The organism is Methylorubrum sp. SL192, from assembly GCF_026672325.1.
GTDB lineage: Bacteria > Pseudomonadota > Alphaproteobacteria > Rhizobiales > Beijerinckiaceae > Methylobacterium > Methylobacterium extorquens.
On record NZ_JAPPQV010000003.1, the window covers coordinates 336712 to 357975 of the forward strand.

A 21264-nucleotide genomic window follows, 5' to 3' on the forward strand; every position below is an offset into this window, starting at 1 on the left:
GAATGACGCGTATCGGCTACCACGCCTCACACGAGCAGCACGCCCCCTCCGCCCTCCTGCGCCACGTGCGGGCAGCGGAGGAAGCGGGGTTCGCCTGCGCCATGTCCTCGGAGCACTTCAAGCCGTGGAGCCGCGTGCAGGGGCATTCGGGCCATGCGTGGTCCTGGCTCGGGGCGGCCCTGGCGACGACGCGGCTTCCGTTCGGCATCATCACCGCGCCGGGCTACCGCCACCATCCCGCCGTGCTCGCGCAATCGGCCGCGACCCTGTCCGAGATGTTTCCCGAGCGGCTGTGGCTGGCGCTCGGCAGCGGCCAGCGCCTCAACGAGGACATCACCGGCCTGCCCTGGCCGGAGAAGGCCGAGCGCAACGCGCGGCTCGCCGAATGCGCCGCGGTCATTCGGGCGCTGCTGGCCGGCGAAACCGTGACCCATCGCGGCCGCGTCACGGTGATCGACGCGCAGCTCTACTCGCGGCCCAAGACCCCGCCGCTCCTGATCGGCGGGGCCGCCACCGCGGCGACCGCTCGCGCCCTCGGCGCCTGGGCCGACGGCCTCGTCACGGTGGGGATCGAGCCGGACAAGCTGCGCCCGGTGGTCGAGGCTTTCCGCGAGGGCGGCGGCGCGGGCAAGCCGGTCTTCCTCCAGACCAAGGTCTGCTGGGACCCCGACCCGGCCCGTGCGCTCGCGGAGGCGCATGCGCAATGGTCGAGCAACGCCATCGAGGGCGAGGTGAACTGGGAGATGCGCCGCCCGGAAGATTTCGAGACCGCCGCCCGCTTCGTCCGCCCCGAGGACATGCATGCCTGCGTACGGATCTCGGACGATCTCGGGCAGCATGCCGCCTGGCTCGCGGAACTGGCCGAGATGGGCTTTGCCGAGATCATCGTCCATCAGGTCGGCACCCGTCAGGAGGCTTTCATCGACGCCTTCGGCCGCCGCGTGCTGCCCCAGTTCGGCGGCTGACGCCGCCGGGATCAGAGCCGCGCGCGGGCCAAGCGCCCGCGGCTGCCGGCTCCGAACACGCTCTCGATCACGGCCCAGTTGGAGGGGCTGAGACCGTGGTCGCTCCTGAGCCGGCGCGGGTCCGCCCTTTCGAGCCGGTCCCTCTCGCCAGCGCATTTCCGAAGCGCGAGTCTTGGCGTGCCGGTCATCGGCACGGAGCGCGGCCCCTCGTGACGCCAGATGCGCTGAACCCGGTCCTTGCCCCCGGCCAGCCGGCCGCGTCCAGCAACGCGTTGACACGGCGGTCGCCATCGCGCCCGTACTCGGACGCCAGGGCGACGATGGCTCGGGTCAGCCCATCCGCGTCGGCCGGCCCGGTGGGCACGTAGCGCTGCGGACCCCGGCGCTGCCGCCGATCCGGCAGGCGTAATGGTCGTAAGAGACCGTACTTCCCTCGGACACCACCGACCGCCTGCCTGCGTCGCTCGGGGGCTACCAGTGTCCCGAGGCGACGTCCGCCAGCACCTGCTTCTTCAGAGATAGAGCGGCTACTCGCCGACGAAGCCGAGCGTTCTCGCGTTCCAGACCTTTCATCGTCTGAGCTTGATCAGCCCAGTCCAGAGCCAGCTGGTCAGGTCACCCCTGCGCCGCGTCCGTGGCCTCATTGCAAGCCGGATGCCGCAAAATCCAAAAAGACCAAATTGGGAGTTGACCGTGTGCGTTCGCGAGTGTCAGCCTAGTAGAGCAAGAGAGTTATGATCAAAAAATACGCAAAAGCGTGAGGTTTGATCATACTGCAACGGAATCAGACGGGTCGGGAGCCAAGACCAATGGCAACCGGTCATCCGATCAAATCCATAAACCGGTCATCGGCTGTGGAACGGCTTTTGCGGAGCGTTCGGCAGCCATGCGGATCCTGGGGCGGTACGGTTGTGCATTGCACAGCACGACAACTCCAAAGATCAGTGAAGTCTTGGTCACAAGAAGTCTTGGCCGCAACCGGCAATGCAAGGGGAATGTAAGATGCGACGCGGCGGACACGGAATGGAACGGGGATCGGCTCAGCCCGGACGAATGGCATGGGCGGCCGGCACGCTCCTCGGCGCCCTGGCCTTCGGCCTGCCCGTGAGCGTCTCCGCGCAGCAGCCCTCACCGGTGGGCCAGTTCAACGATCAAACCCAGCCGCGCACCGATCCGCGCATCGCCGAGAAACCCAGCGATCCCGTTCGCGTCGGCCCGCTGGCGCCCTGGGCCACCCACATGGCCGAGCGCGGGCTCACCTTCGACATCAACATCTACAACTTCTACCAGGCCAACCCCTCGGCCGGCCTGCGCACCGGAGAGCAGTCGAACTCGACCTACTTCGTCCTCTCCATGACCGCCGACATGCAGCGCATCGCCAACATCAGTGGCGGCACCATCAAGTTCACGCAGACCTTCTTCGGCAACGTCCGCAACCTCAACATGGCCGCCGATATCGGCGACACCACGGTCGGCTACCAGCCGCCGTTCAACCCCAACAACAACCGCCTCTCGCTGCTCACCTACCAGCAGAAGCTCCTCGACGACCGCTTCGTCATCGAGGTCGGCCGCACCCACCCCGATCGTTACTACGGCCTGCCGCCGTGCAACTCGATCAATTCCTGCTTCCAGGACCTGTTCTACATCAATGCCGGCTTCACCTCGCCGCTCTACGCGGTCTGGGGGGCAAACGCCGCCTACCAGCTCTCGCCCACCAGCTACGTCCAGGCCGGCGCCTTCTCCGTGAACCCCGGCACCAACGCATTGTCGGGCTACGATTTCGGCTACGAGCGGCTCTCGGGCGCGCTGGTGATGACCGAGATCGGCACCAAGACCGACTACACCATGACCGCCTATCCCGGCCGCGCCTCGCTCACCGGCTTCTTCAACACGGCCGATCACGACGACAACTTCAAGACGGTGTTCGGCACCTCGAAGGGCCTGAACCCCGGCGCCCCGGTGCTGCAGAAATCGGGCACGTCCGGCATCGTGCTCACCGGCACGCAGACGGTTTGGCGCGCCGATGGCGGCCTGGTCGCCAACCCGCACCCGACCGCGATCTCGCTCTATACCGGCACAGGCTATTCGTTCGACCCGACGGTGCCGATCCGCTTCAACTCGTTCGTCGGCGTGCGCCTCGACGCGCCCGACCAGAGCCGGCCCAACGACAGCTACGGCCTGAAGATGAACTGGCAGCGTTTGTCGGAGAACTACACGCAGTTCCTGTCTGACGCGAACTTCATCTCGGGCGGCTCGGGCGCCCCGTATTCGCGCGATAAGTTCGTATTCGAGGCCAACGCGCACTTCGATGTCGGCGCGGGCGTGATCATCGAGCCGGTGGTCCAGTACGTGGTCAACCCGAACTCGTTCTGGAACCCCTTCACCGCGCGGCGGGCCAAGGACGGCTTCTACGCCGGCGCCACCCTCGTCGTCCCGCTCGGCACCCTCCTCGGCCTCGCTCCGGGCTAGCCCTCGTCCCAAAGACGCGGCCTTCCCCCGCCTCGTGCCCTCCCGGTTTCGACAACCGGGAGGGCTTCCATTCCTGGATTACCGATCAGCCACGCCGGTCTCGGGCGTCCTGGAGACGGCGCAGGAAAACGGCGGCGCGTGCGCCGCGCTCGACGGCGTCGTCGCAGCCCCCGCGGATGACGATGCGCCGATCCCGAACCGTGATCTCGTCGGAGACCGGGATCACCGGTGCCTGCCGGTCTGGATGGAAATCGGCCGCGATCCCCTGCGGGCCGCCGCTGAGGCGGATGATGCCGAGGGCGAGGCATCCGATCCGCAGACGCGCCAGGGTGAACAGCGCGTCCACCGATTCCGGCAGCGGCCCGAAGCGGTCCTCGATCTCGTCGCGCAGCGCATCGATCTCGGCCTCGGCGCGCAGGCGCAGGAGACGCGTGTAGAGGCTCAGGCGGATTTCGGGTTCGGGGATGTAGTCGGCGGGCACACGGCCGTTCAGGCCGATCCGCACCTCTGGGCTCCAATCCTCGGCCGCCTCGCCCTTGGCCGCGCGCAGGGCCAGTTGCAGCAGATGCTGGTAGAGGCCGAGCCCCACGAGCTTGACGTGGCCGGACTGGTCGTCGCCGACGAGGTCGCCCGCCCCGCGCAGGTCGAGGTCGCGAGCGGAGATGGCAAAGCCCGCCCCGAGCCGGTCGAGCGCCTCCAGCGTGCGCAGCCGCTTCTCCGTCGAGGGGCTGAGCGGCTTGTCGGGATGCCCGAACAGGTACACCACCCCGCGCCGCTGCCCGCGCCCGACGCGGCCGCGCAACTGGTGCAGTTGCGCGAGGCCGAACCGCTCCGCGTCCCAGACCAGCATGGTGTTGGCCCGCGGCACGTCGAGCCCGCTCTCGATGATGCTGGTGGCGAGCAGCACATCGCCCTTGCCGTCGGCGAAGCGGACCATCGCGTCGTCCATCTCGGCGGGCTTCATCTCGCCATGCGCCGTCACCACGTCGAGCCCCGGCACGAGCGCGCGCAGACGCTTGGCCATCGGCGCGATGTCCTCGATCCGCGGGCAGACCACGAAGCTCTGTCCGCCGCGGCGGTGCTCGCGCCGCAAAGCCGCGGCCAGCGTCGTCTCCTCGAACGGGGCAATCACCGTGCGGATCGGCTGGCGCACCGCCGGGGGCGTGGCGATCACGCTGAGGCTCTGCAGGCCGACCATCGCCGCCTGGAGCGTGCGCGGGATCGGTGTCGCGCTTAGCGTGAGGATGTGAGCGTCGCCCGCCGCCTTGCGCAGGCTCGCCTTGGTCTTGGCTCCGAAGCGCTGCTCCTCGTCGATGATGGCAAGGCCGAGATCGTGGAACGACACGCCGCGCCCGGCGAGCGCCTGGGTCCCGACGACGAGGCGGACGCTGCCATCGGCCAAGCCCTGCTTCACCCGCTTTGCCTCGGCGGGGGAGACGAGGCGCGAGAGATGCGCCACCTCAATGCCGAACCGGGCAAACCGGCGCCGGAACGTCTCGACATGCTGGCGCACCAGCACCGTGGTCGGCGCCATGACGGCGACCTGCCGTCCGGCAAAGATCGCCGCCGCCGCGGCGCGTAGGGCCACCTCGGTCTTGCCGAAGCCGACATCGCCGCAGACGAGCCGGTCCATCGGCATCTCGCGGGCGAGGTCGGCCAGCGTCTCCTCCACCGCCCCGGCCTGATCACCGGTGAGCGGATAGCCGAAACCGGCCGCGAAGCGCTCCATCTCGCGCTCGGGCGGCATGATCTGCGGGGCGTGGGCCTCCCGGCGCTCCTGCGCGGCCTTCAGCATCGCCCGCGCCGCCTTGGCGAGCGTCGCCTCTGCCTCCAGGCGCCGCCGGGCCCAGGTGCCGCCGTCGAGCCGGTCGAGGGTCACGGCTTCGGCCTCCGAGCCGTAGCGCCAGATCCGGTCCGCTTGGCTCACCGGCACCATGAGGATGGCATCATCGGCAAAACGCAGGCGCAGGGCGTCTTCCTCGTCCTCTTCGCTAGCGCGGATCGCCTCCAGCCCCTCGAACAGGCACAGGCCGTGATCGCGGTCGATCGCCACGTCGCCGACCCGCAGTTCGACCTCGCCGATCGGCAGCACGGCGGCCCGCCGACCCGCGCCCGCCGCCAGAGGCCCGAACAGATCGGCCGCGGCGATCACCGTCGCCCCGGCCTGCGGCACGCTAAACCCTGCTTCGACCGGCATCTCGATCGCCAGCATCGCGCCGGGCTCCGCCGCCTCGACCTCGGCCCAGCCATCGATCAGGCGCACGGTTCGCTCGTCGGCCGCGGCGGCCGCCCGCACGAGACGGCGCAGTGGCGCCTTGGGACCGGCAAGCACGGCGCGCTCGCCCGCTTTCAGCGCGGCGCGAAGGGCTTTGGCAAAGGCGGCCTCGGGGCGGCGCTCGCGGACGAAAACCGGCCCTGCGATCCGCTCCGCCTCGGCGCTCGTCGCCGCCGCGAGGCTGCGTGCCTCAACCAATTTCGCCCATTCCTTGGGCGCGAGATAGAGATCCGGTGCGGGCGTCTGTTGGGATCGGTCATCCCGTCGGCTGCCGGAAGCTGACATCGCCCCTTCCGCCTCGCGGCCCTCGGCAATCTGCTCGAAGAACGCCGCGGCCCGCTCCTCCACCCCGGCCTCGACCACGAGGCGCGCCTCGGGCACGTAATCGAGCATGGTCACGAGCGCGGGATAGAACCGGGCGAGCCGGTGCTCCTGCCCGGTGAAGGGCTCCAGGGCGAGACTCGAATCCGGGTCCAGGATGATTTCGGTCGCCGGATCGATCACCAGCCGCTCGGTTTCGACGCGCGAGCGCTGCGACACCGGATCGTAGGAGCGGATCGCGGTGATGCGCGCCCCGTCATGCTCGACCCGGCAGGGAAGCGGTGCGGCGGCCGGGAATACGTCGATAGTCCGTCCCCGGACCGCCACCTCGCCGGGCTCATCGACGCGATCGTCGAGGATATAGCCGAGCCGTGCCAGTTGCGCCGTCAGTTGCTCCGAATCGAGCGGCTCGCCGACGCGCAGCTCGATATGGGCGGAGTCCCACGTCTCCGGCGGGGGCACACGCTGCAGCAGCGCGGGGGCGGTGGTCAGGATGATGTCCGGTTGTGCCCGGTCGTCGGTCAGCCAGCGCAGCACGCCCGTGCGCGCGCCCATGACTCCGCGCGAGGGCGAAGCGCGGTCGAAGGGCAGGCAATCCCATTCGGGATAAACGGCCACCGTCCGCTCCGGCGCCAGCGCCCGCAGGACCGCGGCGATTTCATCGAGGCGGCGCCCGTCGCGGGCCACGTGGATCAACGGCCGCGCGGCTTGCGCGAAACCGAGTAGAGCCACCGCCAGGGCTCCCGTCGGAACGAGCGGAGCGACGCCCCCATCCGGGCTCGCATCCTGATCGTCTCGGGGCTTGGCGGTCCTGGATTGTGCCATTTCTATTCCGTCGAACGACTTCCGGGGTCGGCTCCCAGGAACGCCACACGGCCTGCCCGCGGTTCCTGTTCTGCGTCATCATCCCCGGTTTCCACCGCACTTCCCTGGGGACCGCTGGGCCAGCCGTTGCGGGAGGGCCCGGCCGCAGGTTCGGCCGTCCCGCGGCTCGATACCGCTGCGCAGCTGGGCGACTCGCAGGCCACGGTCAGCACCCGTCGCTCAGACAGACGTCCCCGATGCTCAGTCCCGCCTTGCGGGTCGATCGGAGCAGCGAGGCTACTTCGGGAGGGTGCGATCCATGTTCCACAGGTTGAAGGCGCGCTCGCCGAGCATCGTGTCGAGGCCTTCTTCCTGGATCTTTTCCGGCACCCGCAGCGTGCCGAAGCGATCCAGGCCCGTCAGGATCATGAAGGTGACGAAGGAGGCATAAGCACCGACGACGAGGACGGCGAGAAGCTGAACCCCGAACTGCTGCAGGCTCGCCGAGACTTGGTTGATATGCGAACTGGCCATGATGCCGATGAGCAGGGCACCGGTGAGGCCGCCGACGCCGTGGGCGCGCCAGACTTCCAGCGTGTCGTCGATCTTCAGCCACTTCTGGACGTACTTCGCAAAGTAGCAGGCCGTCGCGCCGATGGCGCCGATCGCCAGGGCGGCGATGGGCTCGACATAACCGGAGGCCGGCGTGATCGTCGCGAGCCCCGCCACGGCGCCGACGAGGACGCCGGAAAAGGACGGGTGCTTGGTCTCGCGCCATTCCCAGAACATCCACACCAGCATGGCGATGGAACCGGCGAGCATGGTGTTGGTGAAGGCGTAGGCCGCCAGCGCATCCGCCGCGTAGGCGCCACCGGCGTTGAAGCCGAACCAGCCGAACCACAGCAGACCGGCGCCGAGAGCGACCAGGGGCAGGCTGGCCGGCGCCGATTCGGATTCGCCCGCCGCCACCCTGCGTTTGCCGAGAAACTTCGCCGTCGCCAGCGCCGAAAAACCCGCGGAGGTGTGAATGACGATCCCGCCGGCGAAATCGACGACGCCCAGCTTGGCCAGGAAGCCTCCGCCCCAGACCCAGTGCGCGGCCGGCACATAGACGAGGATGGTCCAGGCCGTGATGAAGAACAGGTAGGCGCCGAACTGGAAGCGCCCGACGAAGGCGCCGGTCATCAGGGCCGGCGTGATGATGGCGAACATCATCTGGTAGGCAAAGACCATGATGAAGGGGATATTGGGAGCGTAGACCGGATTTGGCTCGATGCCGACCTCGTACATGCCGAAGTAATACGCGAAATTACCGATCGTGCCGCCGATATCAGGCCCGAAGGCGAGGCTGAAACCTCCGAACACCCAGATCACGCCGACCACACCGATGCAGACGAAATTCTGGATCATGACGGACAGGACATCGCGCTGTCTGACGAGGCCGCCGTAGAAGAGGGCAAGAGCCGGCGTCATCATGAGGACCAGAGCGGTGCAGATGAGGATGAAGGCCGTGTCGCCGGCATTGATGCCTTGCATCGCGTGCTCCTAGATCTGTGCTTCTCGGAAGAGGGGCGTGTCGGCGCTTGCGATGCGCGGCATCGTCGGTCCGGATCAGGACGCTCCGGGGTGTCACCGTGCGGTTCCGGCCGCGTGGACCGGTGCCTTGCCCGAAACCTTGCCCGGCGCCTTGCCTTGATCGTCGATCATGGGATCGGCGACGGGCCCGTGCGGATGGGGCGCCATCAGCTTCTTCGGCGCGATGAACAGGTACATCGTCAGCACGTAGGGGGCGGTGAAGGACGGGATGCCCGCCGGCGCGACCATGACGTCGAGGGCGCCCTGGACGAAGACGGTCATCACGGTCGCGAGACCGGCATAGACGGCCACCCGCGGCGAGGGCGTCAGGAAGACGACGCCGACGGCCATCGCCGTCAGGACCGGGCTGAAGCCGTAGAGGCCCTGGCTCACGGCCTTGGGATCGGCACCCATCGCGATCGCGACGATCATGCTGATCAGCGATCCGGCGGCGGCGGCGATCCCGGCCGGGACCGAGGCGATCAGGATGCCGGCTAGGATGATGACGCCGCTGACGGCGCTACCCAGCAGGTAGACCTGCGCGATGTTGCGGAAAAAGATCGCGACGAGGTCCATTGGCGCCGGAATGCCGGTGAGGTTAGGCGCGACGTCACCCGCGAGCTTGGGGGCGTCGCCCGTCACGTGCAGGCCGCCGAAGGAATAGGCCGCGGCGACCATCAGCCAGCCCGTCAGCACGAAGGGGCCGGTCGAGCCGGGAATGCCCCATTTGCCGGTGAGCGTCGCGCTGAAGGCGGCGGTGAAGACCGTGCTCGCCGCCGCGCCGATCACGATCGAGGCCCAGAGCTGGGGCGAGGCTGCGATGAAGGTCGGTAGCGCGGCCCCGACGAGAACGCCGTTGAATCCGTAGAGACCGGAGGAGACGGAAGGGTCGTCGCATTCCAGAAGTCGGGCGGTCAGCGTTGCGACGAGGACGCCGATCGCCGCCCCGACCGTGGTGGCCCAATTGCCCGTCACCGAGGAGGCGTAGGCCATCGCGGCGAAGAACAGCACGCCCGTCAGGGCATTCTCCATGAAGAAGACTTGGCTCGTCCCGCGCAGCGACTGGACGAGAAGGTTGCTGTTCGCTCGCGGCATGGGTCCGGTCCTCTCTCAGCGCCAGTAGGGTTCGGCGGGAAGAGACCGGTCGCGCGCCTCCTCGCGCACGATGCGCCAGAACCGGCGAACCTCATGGCGCACGTCGTAGCTCTCCACGCCGACGGCGCGCAGCATCAGCCCGGCGGCGTTGGGCAGGCGGCTCACACCGGACAGCGCCCGTGGCGCCTCGATCGGGAAATGGGGCTCGAACCGTTCCTTGATGCGGGCGGCCGTCTCGGGAGGGGTGACGCAGAGGATGTTGGCGAAGGCGTCGAAGCCGCGCATCACCGCCGCGAAGGCGATCGTCGGATCACCCTTCTCGATCAGGATCTTTTCCGCGAAGAGCTTATGCCCGCCGGGCCGTCGCAGGCTCACATCCATCGACAGCAGGTCGAAGCCGAACCGCTCCTCGACATGATGATGCTTGCGGCCGGCGAGAACCATCTCGCCGTAGAGCAGGGTGGCGTCCGCGGCGACGACGAGGTCCGTGCGCGAGAGGAAGCGCGAGCCGCGATAGGGAATGGTGAAGTCCGGCAAGTATTCGAGGTAGCCGCCGGCCTCGACGGTCACGGCCTGGTGCTGCGAGGCGAAGTTCGCGTCCATGCAGTGGATGCGGTTGGCGCCTTGGGTCGAGACGTGCGCGCAGGCGCCCTCCCCCACCGCGATGGCGATCGTGTAGCGGTCGCCCTGCAGGATGCCGCCGCCGACGGAGATGATCGGGCAGACCGGCAGTTCCGGCATCGCCTCGTCCCAGTAGAGCGCCTGCTGCACCAGCAACGGGGCGACCCGGTAGAGGTCGTGGAGCACGGAGCGCCCGTCGCGCAGCGAGAACCCGAGGCGCAAGCGGCCGACCTTGCCGGGCGCGCCCGCCCGCATCTGCGCTGGCTCGGTCTGGAAACCGCGCAGTTCGCGCGCCGCGTCGATGAGGCCGAGGGGCTCGTGCAGGGTCATGGTCTCACGCGCTCGCCGCGAGCGGAGGACGCGTCCTCACATCGAACAGCGCCATGTCGAGAATGAGCTGGAGGAGGTCGTCGACACCCTCGCCGGTCTTGCAGTTGGTGAAGAGGAACGGCTTCTTGCCGCGCATGAGCTTGGAGTCGCGCGCCATGACGTCGAGGCTCGCGCCGACATAGGGAGCGAGGTCCTTCTTGTTGATCACGAGGATGTCCGACTGGCAGACCCCGGCGCCGTTCTTGCGCGGGATCTTGTCGCCGGCGGCGACGTCGATCACGTAGATGTAGAAGTCCGCCAGCGCCGGGCTGAAGGTGAGCGTGAGGTTATCGCCGCCGGATTCAATCAGGATCACGTCGCTGTCGGGATACTTGTCTTCGAGTTCCTCGACCGCGGCGATGTTCATCGACGGATCTTCGCGGACCGCCGTGTGTGGGCAGGCCCCGGTCTCGACGCCAACGATCTTCTCCTCGATCAGCACGCCGTGGAGAGTCCGGCGCACCTGCTTGGCATCCTCCGTCGTGACGACGTCGTTGGTGATGATCAGCGGCTTGATCCCCAGCGCGATCAGGCGCGGCGTGATGGTCTCGATAACAGCCGTCTTGCCGGATCCGACCGGGCCGCCGATGCCGATACGGGTGATCTTCTTCATCTCGATTTCCTTTGCCGCACTCAATTCATGAACAGGCGGACATGGACCGTGGTGTGATGAGCAACGAGCACGTCGAAGACCGGCGCGAAGGCGGCCATTTCGTCGAGGGCAAGATCGCGCACCGCGAGGTAGTCGTCCTCGACGCGGCCCTGGGCGGCGAACAGGATGCGCTGGGTCTCGAAATGGTCGATCCGCATCAGCCGAAGCGCGGCGCTCAGGATCATCGAGGCCATGCCGTATTGGTGGACGACGAAGGCGTCCGTCTCGTCCGCGCCGAGATGTGCGAGGGTGATCGCCTGACCGATCGGCAGGCAGCCGGGGGTGGTGTCCGACCGGATATCCGCGAGCCAGCGCTCCAGCACCGGCGAGGGGCCGATCTTGAGCGCCAGCTCGGCGAGCTTCTTGCCCATCCGCGTCAGCATCAGCTGCTGCTCTTCCCCGACGCGGCGGCAGAGCAATTCTCGGTCGGCCGTGACGATGCCGGAATAGTCCTCCGCCAGGGCGGCGCGATGGGCGTGCAGCAGCGCGACGCCGTCCACCCGGGCGTTCTGGTGCAGGACGAGTTCGACGAAATGCAGCAGGCTGCTCGCGTCGGTGACGATCCCCGTCTGCAGCGCGGATTCGAGGCCGTTCGAGAAGGCAAAGGAGCCGATCGGCAGCGTCGAATCCGAGAATTGCAGCAGGCGCGCGAGATGAGCCATGCCGCGCGGTGCGAGACGGGCCCTCGGCTCACCGTGCCGCATCACGCCACCGGATCATGGTGGTGATGAGTGTGCGGGTGACCATGATCGTGCGCGTGATCAGGGTGGTCGTGGTGATCATGGGGGTCATGGGCCTGTGCAGCCTCGTGACCGTCGTGATGGTGATGCGGGGTGGCGTCGGCGCCAGCAAACAGCAGCCGGACCTCCTTCGCGTCGAGTTGGGCCGCCACCTCCTCGCCCGGGGCGAAGCGGGTCTTCACATGGGCGAAGGCGTGCGTGCGCATGACCGAGGCCATCAGCTTCTGATCGACCGAAAGCGGCACGTAGACCGTCGATCCCTTGATCACGGCGGGCCAGTGCTGGTTGCCGAGGCCGTGCCCGAGTTCGAAGGAGGCGCGCAGGATCTCGTGCGGCGCGAGGCTCTCCAGCCCCTCCAGCTCGATGACCAGCACCTCCTTGAGGGCGATCCGGGCCACGACGATGAGCCCCTGCGCCGCGTCGTAGTGGAGCACGTCGCCGTCATGCAGGTGCTCGGAGCGCGGCAGCGAGATCGCCAGCTCGATCCCGCTCTCGGTCGCCTTGCGCAGGCGGCTCTTGGGCGCCTCCCATTGCTCCAGCACCAGCGGATCGATGCGCGCCTGCCCCGCGCGCTCCTGCCAGACCGGATCGCCGAGATGACCGAGTTTGTGTTCGACGAGGATCATTCGTCTCTCCCAACGGAGCGCGCTCACGCGCGGCGCAGGCGTTTCCCGGATGCGATTCCGAGCCAGATCGCGGCGTAGCCGACGATCAGGCTGGACAAACAGTAGAGGACGGCAAGACCGGCTTGGCCCGGCGACGCGGCTTCGGAAGTGATGCCGTAGACGAAGCTCGAGAACGTCGACATTCCGCCAGCGAAGCCCGTGCCGATCAGGAGCAGGTACTCGTCCGAGACTTGGTTCAGGCGGTGAAGTTCGAAGGCGGCGCCGAGGCAGAACGAGGCGACGACGTTGGCGGTGAAGATGTCGAGCGGAAAGGCGCCGCTGTGCTGAGGGATCAGCAGCATGAGGAATTCGCGGGTGAGAGCGCCGAACCCGCCACCGATGAAGACGAAGACGGCCTGCGCCCCCATGACGAGCCCCTACGATCTTGCGAGGGCGACGCCCGCCGCCGCGGCGCAGAGGCCGACGCCGACGGACGCGACGAGGTACAAGGCAGCCAGCCCCTGGCGATGCTCCATCGCCATCTGCGCCGTATCGAGCTGCATCGAGCTGAACGTCGTGTAGCCGCCGAGAAAGCCCGTCAGCACCAGGGACGACACCACGTCCCCGTGGCGTTGCTGCCAGCCGAGGGCCAGCGCCGCGGAAAGAAAGGCGATCACGAAGGCGCCGGTGACGTTGACGAGGAAGGTGCCGAACTTGAAGCGCGCGGGGATCGCGCGGTCGATGAAGCCGCCGAGCTGCCAGCGCAGCAGAGAACCGGCTCCGCCGCCGAGACACACCCACATGACGTCGATCGGTCTCATCAATGCCTGCACTGGGCTGTGAACCGGCGGCGGGAGGCGTTTCCCGCCGCGCGACGGGACGTCAGCTGAAGAAGTGGAGCTGCGCGAGCGGAAGATGCGTGGCGGGCTCGATCGTGGCGTGCTTGCCGTCGACCATCACTGCGAAGGTTTCTGGGTTGACCTCGATGACCGGAAGCCGGTCGTTTCGAACCATCGACGCCTTGGTGATGGTGCGCGTGCCGTAGACGGGCACGACCTTCGACGTCAGCTCGTAACGATCCACGATCCCGTCCTCGTAGGCGGCATGCGACGTGAAGGTCACGCGCGTCTTGGCCACGGCCGGGCCGAGAGCGCCGAACATCGGACGATAGACGACCGGCTGCGGTGTCGGCAGCGAGGCGTTGGGATCTCCCATGATCGCCCAGGAGATCATGCCGCCCTTGATGACCATCTTCGGCTTGGCGCCGAAGAAGGCCGGTTCCCAGAGGACGAGGTCCGCCATCTTGCCGACCTCGACCGACCCGATCACGTGCGAGACCCCCGCCACGATGGCGGGATTGATCGTCACCTTGGCGACGAAGCGCAGCACGCGCTGATTGTCGTTGCCGGACGCATCCCCCGGATAGGCGCCGAGCCGCGCCTTCATCAGATGGGCCGTCTGAATGGTGCGCGCCCAGTTCTCGCCGACGCGGCCCATGGCTTGGCTGTCGCTCGACAGGATCGAGATCGCACCGAGATCGTGCAGGACGTTTTCCGCCGCGATGGTCTCGGCGCGGACGCGGCTCTCCGCGAAGGCGACGTCCGTCGGGATCTTCGGGCTGAGATTGTGACAGACCATCACCATGTCGAACAATTCCGCCTGCGAATTGATGCCGTAGGGCATGGTCGGATTGGTCGAACTGGGGATGACGTTGGAAATGCCCGCCACCCGGATGATGTCCGGTGCGTGGCCGCCGCCCGCGCCCTCCGTGTGGTAGGTGTGGATCGTGCGCCCCTCGAACGCGGCGATGGTGCTCTCGACGAAACCCGCCTCGTTCAGGGTGTCCGTGTGGATGCAGACTTGGACGTCGTGATCGTCCGCGGCGGTCAGGGCCATGCGGATCGCCGCCGGAGTGCTGCCCCAGTCTTCGTGAACCTTCAAACCCATCGCGCCGGCCCGGATCTGCTCCTCGATCGGGAGGAGCGCCGAGCAATTGCCCTTGCCGTGCACGCCCGCATTGACCGGCCAGGCATCGAAGGAGCGGAGCATCATCTCGATGTTCCATGTGCCCGGCGTGATGGTCGTGCCGTTGGTGCCGTCGGATGGACCGATGCCGCCGCCGAACAGCGTCGTCACACCGTTGCTGAGCGCGGCCTGGGCCTGCTGCGGCGAGATGAAGTGGACGTGGGCGTCGATGCCGCCCGCGGTCAGGATGAGGTGCTCGCCGGAAATGGCGTCCGTGCCCGGTCCGAGCGCGAGCCCCCGTGTCACCCCCGACATCGTCGAGGGATTGCCGGCCTTCCCGATCCCGACGATCAGGCCGTTCTTGATGCCGAGATCGGCCTTGATGACGCCCTGGACCGCGTCGAGGATCGTGACATTGGTGATGACGAGATCCGGTGCGCCCGCCGCACTGGTCAACTCGTTGTCGTAACCCATTCCGTCCCGAAGCGTCTTGCCGCCGCCATAGACGGCCTCTTCGCCATAAACCCGAAGGTCCTTCTCGATCTCAATGTAGAGGTCCGTATCGGCGAGCCTGATCTTGTCGCCTGTCGTCGGCCCGTAGAGATCCGAGTATTGCCGCCGCGAGATTCTGCTCATCCCAGCGCTCCAGATTCGGCTATCGAAGGGGGCAGGTTACGGCTTGTTCTTGAACCCGTAGCGGTTCACGCGATCCAGCGCGTCCGACAGCCGTGGGCGGTAATCGTCGTAGGTTTCGTCGCCGACCCAGCCGTCGACGAGGCCATTGAAGCCGAGCACCCGCTGCTTGCCCTGATAGGGAACGAGCGAGACCTCCTTCTCGTCTCCGGGCTCGAACCGGAGAGCGGTCGTGGCCGGGATGTTGAGACGCTTGCCGAAGGCTTGCTCGCGATCGAATTCCAGCGAGGCGTTCACCTCGAAGAAATGGTAGTGCGACCCGACTTGGATTGGGCGATCACCCGTGTTTCGGACCTTGATCGCCGTCGTGGGATATCCGGCATTGATCTCGATATCCCCTGAACCGAAAATAATTCCGCCGACGGGCGCCTTCTTCTGGGGAGGACTCATCGCGTCACCTCCTGACATCTCGATTTACTTGATGGGAGCATGCACCGTGATGAGGCGCGAGCCGTCCGTGAACACCGCTTCGACCTGCACGTAGGGAATCATTTCCGCGACCCCGTCCATGACGTCGTCGCGCGTGATGGTTTTGCCTGCGAGTTCCATCACTTCTTCCACCGTCTTGCCGGCGCGAGCGCCGTCCAGGGCGGCGACGGAGATGAGGGAGACGGTTTCCGGATGGTTGAGCTTGAGCCCCTGGTCCCTGCGGCGCTGTGCGACCTGGGCGAGCATATAGATCAGCAGCTTGTCAGTTTCGCGTTGAGTAAAGTGCATGGGCAGATTCCCGAGCGAATACAGCCTGCCTTAGCAGCCGATTTATTGACACCCAGAACATATCTTGTTTTCAACCTATAGCAGCAACTTAACGAACGTGGCTAGCCCAGTTTGAATACGGGGTATTACTTATCCAAATGATCAATTTCGCGCATAAGTTGTTGCAATAAAGGGAGATTCGCGCTGAGCTTGGCGGCTCGTTACGCGTCCAGCTTCGGCGCCGAACGGTTTCCCTATTTCGGAGCAGGAGGTACATCGAGTCGCGACGCGAGAGTTGTAAGGATCGCTCCGCCCCGCATCGGAATGCTCGACTTTGGGGCCGTTGCTCCGGCTGCGGTAGCCTCCGGCCATCGTACGATGTGAAGCTCAGAAGCCGCTGGCCTCGAAGACGTTTCGTGGCCGATGGGCCGAAGACTTGGTGACCGGCAGGACATGCCACGCCGTATCGGCACCGATGCTCTAAGGGAGGCAATTTTACCGAGACGGTTATCGTCAAAAGATGCTGCGACCGAGATTGCGGGGGCTGCTAAAGGCTGCAACATCTCGATGAGACGTACGAATACGAAAAATTCCTATCTTGTGCCTGCCCATAATTTGCAGTTTAGTAGCGCCCGGATCACTGAGTGCCTAGGTTGCACGATGTCGCCGCTTTTGACGCGCCTGCTTGCATCGGCCAGCGCACTCGGCGTGAGTACGCTTCCGAGCCATGCGCTCGATCCGACCGCGATTGAGCTGGAGGAATTGCAGGTCACCGCGCAGGGCGGTTCCGCAAATTCCGTTGCGGCGGTTGCGGGGCCGGCCGCGAACCTGAAGACCCAGATCTCATCGTCGGTCCTGGCTCTCCCAGGCAACAGCACGGTGATCGATGCCGCGGAGATCGCTCGCCTGCCGGTGCAAAGCTACGGCGACCTCTTCCGCCCCGTGGCCGGCTTCGATGTCTCGAATTACGGCCAGGGCGGCGTCGGATACGGCATCGCCCTGCGCGGCTTCAGCGATGCCGAGCATGGCCGCGACGTCGCGGTCTTCATCGACGGGGTGCCGATCAACGAGGTCTCCTCGATCCACACCCCGAACTACGTCGATCTCAATCCGCTGATCCCGGAGACCATCCGCTCCATCAGCATCGTGCGCGGCCCCTTCTCGGTCGAAGCGGGCGACGCCAATCTCGGCGGCTCGATCTTCATCGAGACCAAGCGGGCCGAGCCCTTCTCGACCGTCGGCGCATCGGGCGGCTCGTTCGGCACGGGGCGGGGGCTTGCCACCTTCAGCCAGGTCGGCCCGGGGATCCAGCCCTTCCTCGCCTACGAGGGCTACGGCACCGGGGGCTATCGCGAGAACGGCGACCTCGGGCGCTACAACGCCTTCAACAAGGTCACCATCCCCCTCGATCTCGGCTCCAGCCTGTCGCTGCGGGTGCAGATGTACGGCACGGGGTTCGGGCAGCCGGGCTACCTGGAGCGCGACCGCGTGCGCGCCGGTCTCGTCTCACCGCGGGCCGCGACCAACATCACCGATGGCGGCGGCAAGACCCTGCAGACCTTCGTGGCCAACTACGTCAACGGTGGACCGGACGACGAGCTGTCGGCGCTCGTCTACGCCAGCCACGACGTGTTCAGCCGCTTCTCGGATTTCGGCGCCGGCCAGCGCGGGCAGGTCGAGGAACGGGAGACCGTGGGTGGCCGCATCCGCAAGGTCTGGACGACGAGCCTGTTCGACGCGCTGCCGACCCAAGTCCTCGTCGGCGGCGATTGGCGGAGCGACGCGCTCGACGCGAACACCGGCCCCTCGGTCGCGCGCACGTTCACCGCACGCACCCTCGATCTCGATCTCTCGCAGCACAACCTCGCGGCCTACGCGCAGGTGCAGGTCAAGCCGGCGCCCTGGCTGAAGCTGACCGGCGGCGCCCGCTTCGACCAGTTCTTCTACGACGTGCGCAACAATCTCGACCCGGCCCTGTCGCCCAAGGTCAGCCCCAACGTGGTCTCCCCCAAGGGCGGGGCGGCGCTCACGCCCTTCGACTGGGTGGAGCTGTTCGCCAATTACGGCCAAGGCTTCCGCAGCCCCTCCGCTTCGAGCGAATTGACGAACAATCCCCGCCTCACCCCGCTGACCATCGAGAGTACGGAGGGCGGCGGCCGCCTCGTGTTCGACCGGTTCAGCCTCCTTGGCACGGTGTTCTTCACCGACATCGCCAACGAAGTCTTCCAGCCCGCACCTGGCCTGCCCGTGCAGAACCTGGGCAAGTCCCGCCGCGACGGCTTCGAGATCGAGGCGAAGGTGCTGGCCTATCGTGAAGGCCTCGACCGCGTGGCGTTGTTCGCCAACTATTCCGGCGTCTCGGCCCGACTGCTCAACGGCGCGCCATCCGTCTTCATCCCCAACGTGCCCGCGTATCTTGCCACCGTCGGCGCCGAATTCGACGTCGCCGCACCGGCCGCCCTGTTGCCCCGCGGGCGCCTGACCGGTGCGGCCTACCTGTCCTACATCGGTGCCAAGCCGCTGACCGAGGACGGCCTGTTGCATTCCTCGCCCTATCCGCGCGTCAGCGGCCGGATCGCCTACGTCCACGAGAGCGGCTGGACGGCCTATGGGCAGGCGACCTGGTATCCGGGCGACCGCACGAGCGAGAGCATCTTCAATTTCGGCTCGTCGGTCTCTGCCTCGGCCGCCGAGATCTTCACCAGCCCGCAGCCGCGCCTGACGCTGCTGGCCGGCATCACCTCCAGCTTTGCAACAGGAGCACCTCTTCGATGAGACGAACCGTCATCCTCACCGCGCTGCTCGCCCTCACCGCACCGGCCGCCGCCCACGACCTCTGGCTCGACCCGGCCGGCAACGGCGTGCAGATCCTCTACGGGCATCCCCACGAGCCGGAACTGCCGAGTGCTGGCAAGCTGATGAGCCTGACCGCCTACGAGCCTTCGGGCGCGGTGGCCCTGAACGCCAAGCTGCAGACCGGCCCAATGCCCGCGCTCAAAGCCGCGCATCAGGGTGACGCACTGTTCGCCGCCGCCTACGACAACGGCTACTGGGTGCGCCTGCCCGACGGCAGCTACCGCAACGCCAGCAAGCGGATGCTGCCGCAGGCCGACAAGAGCCTGTGGTCGGTGAAGTTCGCCAAGGCTGTGTCCGGCCCGACGGCCCCGTGGGAGAAGGTCGTCGGCCAACCTCTGGAGATCGTTCCGCTGGAGGCGCCGGCCGCAGCCTCGGGCCAGATCCGGGTGCGGGTGCTGTTCGAGGGGCGTCCGCTCGGGGGCGCCAGCGTGGTCGCCACCGACGGCGTGAACTTCAAGAGCGAGGCGGATCAGGCCCGTGCGACGACGGATGCGCAGGGCGTGGCGGTCGTCCCGCTGCGCAGTGCCGGCCCGCAGGTGCTCGGTGTCGCTCACCGCGTAACCCCTTCGCAGACGCCGACACTGGCCGACGCGGACAGCTACGGCGCGACCTTCGCCTTCACGGTCACGGACCCGAAGTCCAACTGAGCGCGAGGCTCGATGGAGAAGGCGGCATCGGCTCTCGAAGCCTTCGCCGCCTCGATCAAGCTTCACGACGCCGAACGACATCGCTTGCTCGCGCGACGGGGCGACGGCTTACGTCGTCGAGGCCGATGAGCGCACAGGGGCCGCAACGAGAGGCGAGGCGCTTTACGGCGTCCGCCAAGAGAGCGGATGAACTCATGGCGTCGCAGCGCGGTGAGCGTTCATCGCCCTGAGCCAGGGGGATGTGGCGGGTCCGTTCGGAGAGCACCGCCAGGCGAGCGGAGTTCGCCTGAATTCGGGCGAACTCCGTCGACCCGCTGCGCCCCCGGATTGATGCTGCCGTGCTCGCATCACGGGGCGGTTCCAGGCGAGAGCTTTCGGATCGGCTGCAAAGGAAGAAGCGGATGCAGGCCGAAGACTCGGCATGCCGTGCCGAGGACGAGACCGCCGCGGCCCAGGTGCGCCGGGTCGACCGCGACACCAGCCGGATCCGCTTGCTTGGCGCGCAGTTCACCCGCCTGCGCAAGCGCCTGCCCCTGCGCCGCCGTTTCGTCGGCGGCTTCGCCCACGGCGTCATCTCCGCGGTCGCCGCCATCGCCGCATACCTGCCGACCCATCTGCTTGGCCTGCGTGAGGGTTTCTGGGCGGCGATCACAGCGGTCGCCGTCGCCCATACCGAGTTCGACACGACCCGCTCCACCGCCCGCGACCAACTCACGGGCGCTTTGATCGGCGGAGCCGCCGGTCTCGGTGCCTACCTCTCGCTCGGCCCCTCCCTGCCGACCTACGCATCGGCTGTCCTGCTCGCGACCCTTGCCTGCTGGCTCGTCAATGTGTCGAGCGCGTGCCGTGTCGCGAGCATCACCGCCACGATTATCCTACTCGTGCCCCATATCGGGCCGGTGGAGCGCATGGCGGGATCGCGGGTGCTGGAAGTCGGCTGGGGCGTTTGCGTGGCCGTGGCGACGGTCTGGATCGTCACCCGCCTGAACCGGGGGATTGGAATCAAGCTCTGACGCCAAGTCCTTCGAGTTAGGAGAGCTGAAGCACCGCGGAGAGGCTGTTAGGAATCGGCTGTAAGTAGAGCAGCTTTTTGAATATGAGGCAGACGAAGGCGACGAGGTGCAGGTCTGCCGGCCTGCTGGCATATCGCTCGTCGTCTTTGATGAGCCGGCGGAAGCGGGTGGCCCAGGCAAGGAGCGCTCGACGACCCAGCGCTTGGGCAGGAGGACGTCCTTCGACAGGCTCAGGATGAGGGCCACACTTGGCCTCGGGCAGCTTCACGACCTTCACTCGATGCCGTGCTTGCGCGCGGCCGTAGCCGGCTTCTCGCCGGTGTAGCCCTGATCGACGAAGGCGATCTCGACGCTGTCGTCGGTGGCCGCCTGCACGACCTTGGCCAGACGCTCGACCTCGGCACGGTCACCGGCGTTGGCCGGCATGACGTGCAGGGCCAGGAGATGCCCGAGCATATCCACCGCCATGTGCAGCTTCGAACCCTGCTTGCGCTTGGCCCCACGCAGACCCAGTACGCCGCAGTCAGTCTCACCCGCCTCAACGTGCAAACTCAACGCCTGACGGATTCTTCGATTTTGGTTCAAGCCCTGGGAGGCGGCTGGTAGAATTCGAACTGACAACAGATGGCGCCGCCTTGATAACACAAGATTATTACTTAAATATTTATGATTAAAGTCCCTTATTTATTACAAGTTACCACGATTATTCTTACAAACAAAAATTTATATTCTATCATATAAAGCAAACCACAAAATATACTCAGTTATCAAACTAAAAAGTCACATCCCAAGATGCCATCTCGGCAAAGATTCACGGCTTCAGCTGACACTCTTCCCAACTCAACACGCAAAGCACGCCGAATTCGAATAGCGGTCCGGGATACGATAGCGCGAGTGCACATC

At 66.7% G+C, this 21264-nt stretch carries 17 protein-coding genes and 2 pseudogenes; 5 read left to right on the forward strand and 14 right to left on the reverse strand.

Annotated features, from left to right (window positions below):
* The first annotated feature begins 2 nt into the window (after positions 1–2).
* Complete coding sequence (locus tag OVA30_RS02480) at positions 3–965, forward strand: TIGR03885 family FMN-dependent LLM class oxidoreductase (protein WP_268174490.1); 963 nt, start codon at positions 3–5, stop codon at positions 963–965.
* 95 nt (positions 966–1060) lie between these two features.
* On the opposite strand, the pseudogene OVA30_RS02485 reads toward OVA30_RS02480, so the two are convergent.
* Positions 1061–1553: pseudogene (locus tag OVA30_RS02485) on the reverse strand (IS3 family transposase); the annotation flags it as partial.
* A gap of 465 nt (positions 1554–2018) precedes the next feature.
* Here OVA30_RS02485 and OVA30_RS02490 point away from each other — a divergent pair.
* Positions 2019–3434, forward strand: a complete 1416-nt coding sequence (locus OVA30_RS02490; protein ID WP_268174491.1) for a carbohydrate porin — start codon at positions 2019–2021, stop codon at positions 3432–3434.
* Positions 3435–3519: 85 nt separating this feature from the next.
* Here the strand turns inward: OVA30_RS02490 and OVA30_RS02495 are convergent, their stop codons facing one another.
* The 12 genes from OVA30_RS02495 to OVA30_RS02550 all read right to left on the reverse strand — a co-directional run bounded on the left by OVA30_RS02495 (position 3520) and on the right by OVA30_RS02550 (position 15866).
* Positions 3520–6855 carry a helicase-related protein gene (locus OVA30_RS02495; RefSeq protein WP_268174492.1) on the reverse strand — a complete coding sequence of 1112 codons (3336 nt, stop codon included), beginning with the start codon at positions 6853–6855 and terminating at the stop codon, positions 3520–3522.
* 276 nt (positions 6856–7131) lie between these two features.
* On the reverse strand, positions 7132–8370 hold the full coding sequence (locus OVA30_RS02500) for an ammonium transporter (protein WP_268174493.1): 1239 nt from the start codon (positions 8368–8370) through the stop codon (positions 7132–7134).
* A 93-nt stretch (positions 8371–8463) separates the two neighbouring features.
* Positions 8464–9504: an urea transporter gene (gene yut, locus OVA30_RS02505; protein WP_268174494.1), complete on the reverse strand. Its 1041-nt coding sequence runs from the start codon at positions 9502–9504 to the stop codon at positions 8464–8466.
* Positions 9505–9519: 15 nt separating this feature from the next.
* Complete coding sequence (locus tag OVA30_RS02510) at positions 9520–10455, reverse strand: urease accessory protein UreD (RefSeq protein WP_268174495.1); 936 nt, start codon at positions 10453–10455, stop codon at positions 9520–9522.
* A gap of 4 nt (positions 10456–10459) precedes the next feature.
* Entirely contained in the window at positions 10460–11107 is a 648-nt protein-coding gene (ureG, locus tag OVA30_RS02515) for an urease accessory protein UreG (protein WP_076640549.1), read from the reverse strand.
* 20 nt (positions 11108–11127) lie between these two features.
* Positions 11128–11808: an urease accessory protein UreF gene (locus tag OVA30_RS02520; RefSeq protein WP_268174496.1), complete on the reverse strand. Its 681-nt coding sequence runs from the start codon at positions 11806–11808 to the stop codon at positions 11128–11130.
* Positions 11809–11849: 41 nt separating this feature from the next.
* Positions 11850–12512: an urease accessory protein UreE gene (ureE, locus tag OVA30_RS02525; protein ID WP_268174497.1), complete on the reverse strand. Its 663-nt coding sequence runs from the start codon at positions 12510–12512 to the stop codon at positions 11850–11852.
* 23 nt (positions 12513–12535) lie between these two features.
* Positions 12536–12919: a fluoride efflux transporter CrcB gene (gene crcB / locus OVA30_RS02530; RefSeq protein ID WP_268174498.1), complete on the reverse strand. Its 384-nt coding sequence runs from the start codon at positions 12917–12919 to the stop codon at positions 12536–12538.
* A 9-nt stretch (positions 12920–12928) separates the two neighbouring features.
* Complete coding sequence (locus OVA30_RS02535; protein ID WP_268174499.1) at positions 12929–13312, reverse strand: fluoride efflux transporter FluC; 384 nt, start codon at positions 13310–13312, stop codon at positions 12929–12931.
* Positions 13313–13373: 61 nt separating this feature from the next.
* Positions 13374–15092 carry an urease subunit alpha gene (locus OVA30_RS02540; RefSeq protein ID WP_268174500.1) on the reverse strand — a complete coding sequence of 573 codons (1719 nt, stop codon included), beginning with the start codon at positions 15090–15092 and terminating at the stop codon, positions 13374–13376.
* A 36-nt stretch (positions 15093–15128) separates the two neighbouring features.
* The gene (locus tag OVA30_RS02545; RefSeq protein WP_012252942.1) at positions 15129–15539 is read right to left on the reverse strand and encodes an urease subunit beta; all 411 of its coding nucleotides are present in this window, start codon (positions 15537–15539) and stop codon (positions 15129–15131) included.
* A 24-nt stretch (positions 15540–15563) separates the two neighbouring features.
* Positions 15564–15866: an urease subunit gamma gene (locus tag OVA30_RS02550; protein ID WP_012752316.1), complete on the reverse strand. Its 303-nt coding sequence runs from the start codon at positions 15864–15866 to the stop codon at positions 15564–15566.
* Positions 15867–16517: 651 nt separating this feature from the next.
* Between OVA30_RS02550 and OVA30_RS02555 the strand changes: the two genes are divergently transcribed.
* The 3 genes from OVA30_RS02555 (at position 16518) to OVA30_RS02565 (ending at position 20361) form a co-directional block, all read left to right on the forward strand.
* Positions 16518–18620, forward strand: a complete 2103-nt coding sequence (locus tag OVA30_RS02555; RefSeq protein WP_268174501.1) for a TonB-dependent receptor — start codon at positions 16518–16520, stop codon at positions 18618–18620.
* Positions 18617–19348 carry a DUF4198 domain-containing protein gene (locus tag OVA30_RS02560; protein WP_268174502.1) on the forward strand — a complete coding sequence of 244 codons (732 nt, stop codon included), beginning with the start codon at positions 18617–18619 and terminating at the stop codon, positions 19346–19348. Before OVA30_RS02555 ends, OVA30_RS02560 begins: the two co-directional genes overlap by 4 nt.
* Positions 19349–19749: 401 nt before the next feature.
* Entirely contained in the window at positions 19750–20361 is a 612-nt protein-coding gene (locus tag OVA30_RS02565) for an FUSC family protein (protein WP_268174503.1), read from the forward strand.
* A gap of 16 nt (positions 20362–20377) precedes the next feature.
* On the opposite strand, the pseudogene OVA30_RS02570 reads toward OVA30_RS02565, so the two are convergent.
* Positions 20378–20871, reverse strand: a pseudogene (locus tag OVA30_RS02570) (transposase); the annotation flags it as partial.
* Between the last annotated feature and the right edge of the window lie 393 nt (positions 20872–21264).

What these genes read in the sequence shown, in the direction of transcription:
- OVA30_RS02480 (WP_268174490.1), top strand. Translation starts at nt 3, where the DNA reads ATGACGCGTATCGGCTACCACGCCTCACACGAGCAGCACGCCCCCTCC.
- OVA30_RS02490 (WP_268174491.1), top strand. Translation starts at nt 2,019, where the DNA reads ATGGCATGGGCGGCCGGCACGCTCCTCGGCGCCCTGGCCTTCGGCCTG.
- OVA30_RS02495 (WP_268174492.1), bottom strand. Translation starts at nt 6,855, where the DNA reads ATGGCACAATCCAGGACCGCCAAGCCCCGAGACGATCAGGATGCGAGC.
- OVA30_RS02500 (WP_268174493.1), bottom strand. Translation starts at nt 8,370, where the DNA reads ATGCAAGGCATCAATGCCGGCGACACGGCCTTCATCCTCATCTGCACC.
- yut (WP_268174494.1), bottom strand. Translation starts at nt 9,504, where the DNA reads ATGCCGCGAGCGAACAGCAACCTTCTCGTCCAGTCGCTGCGCGGGACG.
- OVA30_RS02510 (WP_268174495.1), bottom strand. Translation starts at nt 10,455, where the DNA reads ATGACCCTGCACGAGCCCCTCGGCCTCATCGACGCGGCGCGCGAACTG.
- ureG (WP_076640549.1), bottom strand. Translation starts at nt 11,107, where the DNA reads ATGAAGAAGATCACCCGTATCGGCATCGGCGGCCCGGTCGGATCCGGC.
- OVA30_RS02520 (WP_268174496.1), bottom strand. Translation starts at nt 11,808, where the DNA reads ATGGCTCATCTCGCGCGCCTGCTGCAATTCTCGGATTCGACGCTGCCG.
- ureE (WP_268174497.1), bottom strand. Translation starts at nt 12,512, where the DNA reads ATGATCCTCGTCGAACACAAACTCGGTCATCTCGGCGATCCGGTCTGG.
- crcB (WP_268174498.1), bottom strand. Translation starts at nt 12,919, where the DNA reads ATGGGGGCGCAGGCCGTCTTCGTCTTCATCGGTGGCGGGTTCGGCGCT.
- OVA30_RS02535 (WP_268174499.1), bottom strand. Translation starts at nt 13,312, where the DNA reads ATGAGACCGATCGACGTCATGTGGGTGTGTCTCGGCGGCGGAGCCGGT.
- OVA30_RS02540 (WP_268174500.1), bottom strand. Translation starts at nt 15,092, where the DNA reads ATGAGCAGAATCTCGCGGCGGCAATACTCGGATCTCTACGGGCCGACG.
- OVA30_RS02545 (WP_012252942.1), bottom strand. Translation starts at nt 15,539, where the DNA reads ATGAGTCCTCCCCAGAAGAAGGCGCCCGTCGGCGGAATTATTTTCGGT.
- OVA30_RS02550 (WP_012752316.1), bottom strand. Translation starts at nt 15,866, where the DNA reads ATGCACTTTACTCAACGCGAAACTGACAAGCTGCTGATCTATATGCTC.
- OVA30_RS02560 (WP_268174502.1), top strand. Translation starts at nt 18,617, where the DNA reads ATGAGACGAACCGTCATCCTCACCGCGCTGCTCGCCCTCACCGCACCG.
- OVA30_RS02565 (WP_268174503.1), top strand. Translation starts at nt 19,750, where the DNA reads ATGCAGGCCGAAGACTCGGCATGCCGTGCCGAGGACGAGACCGCCGCG.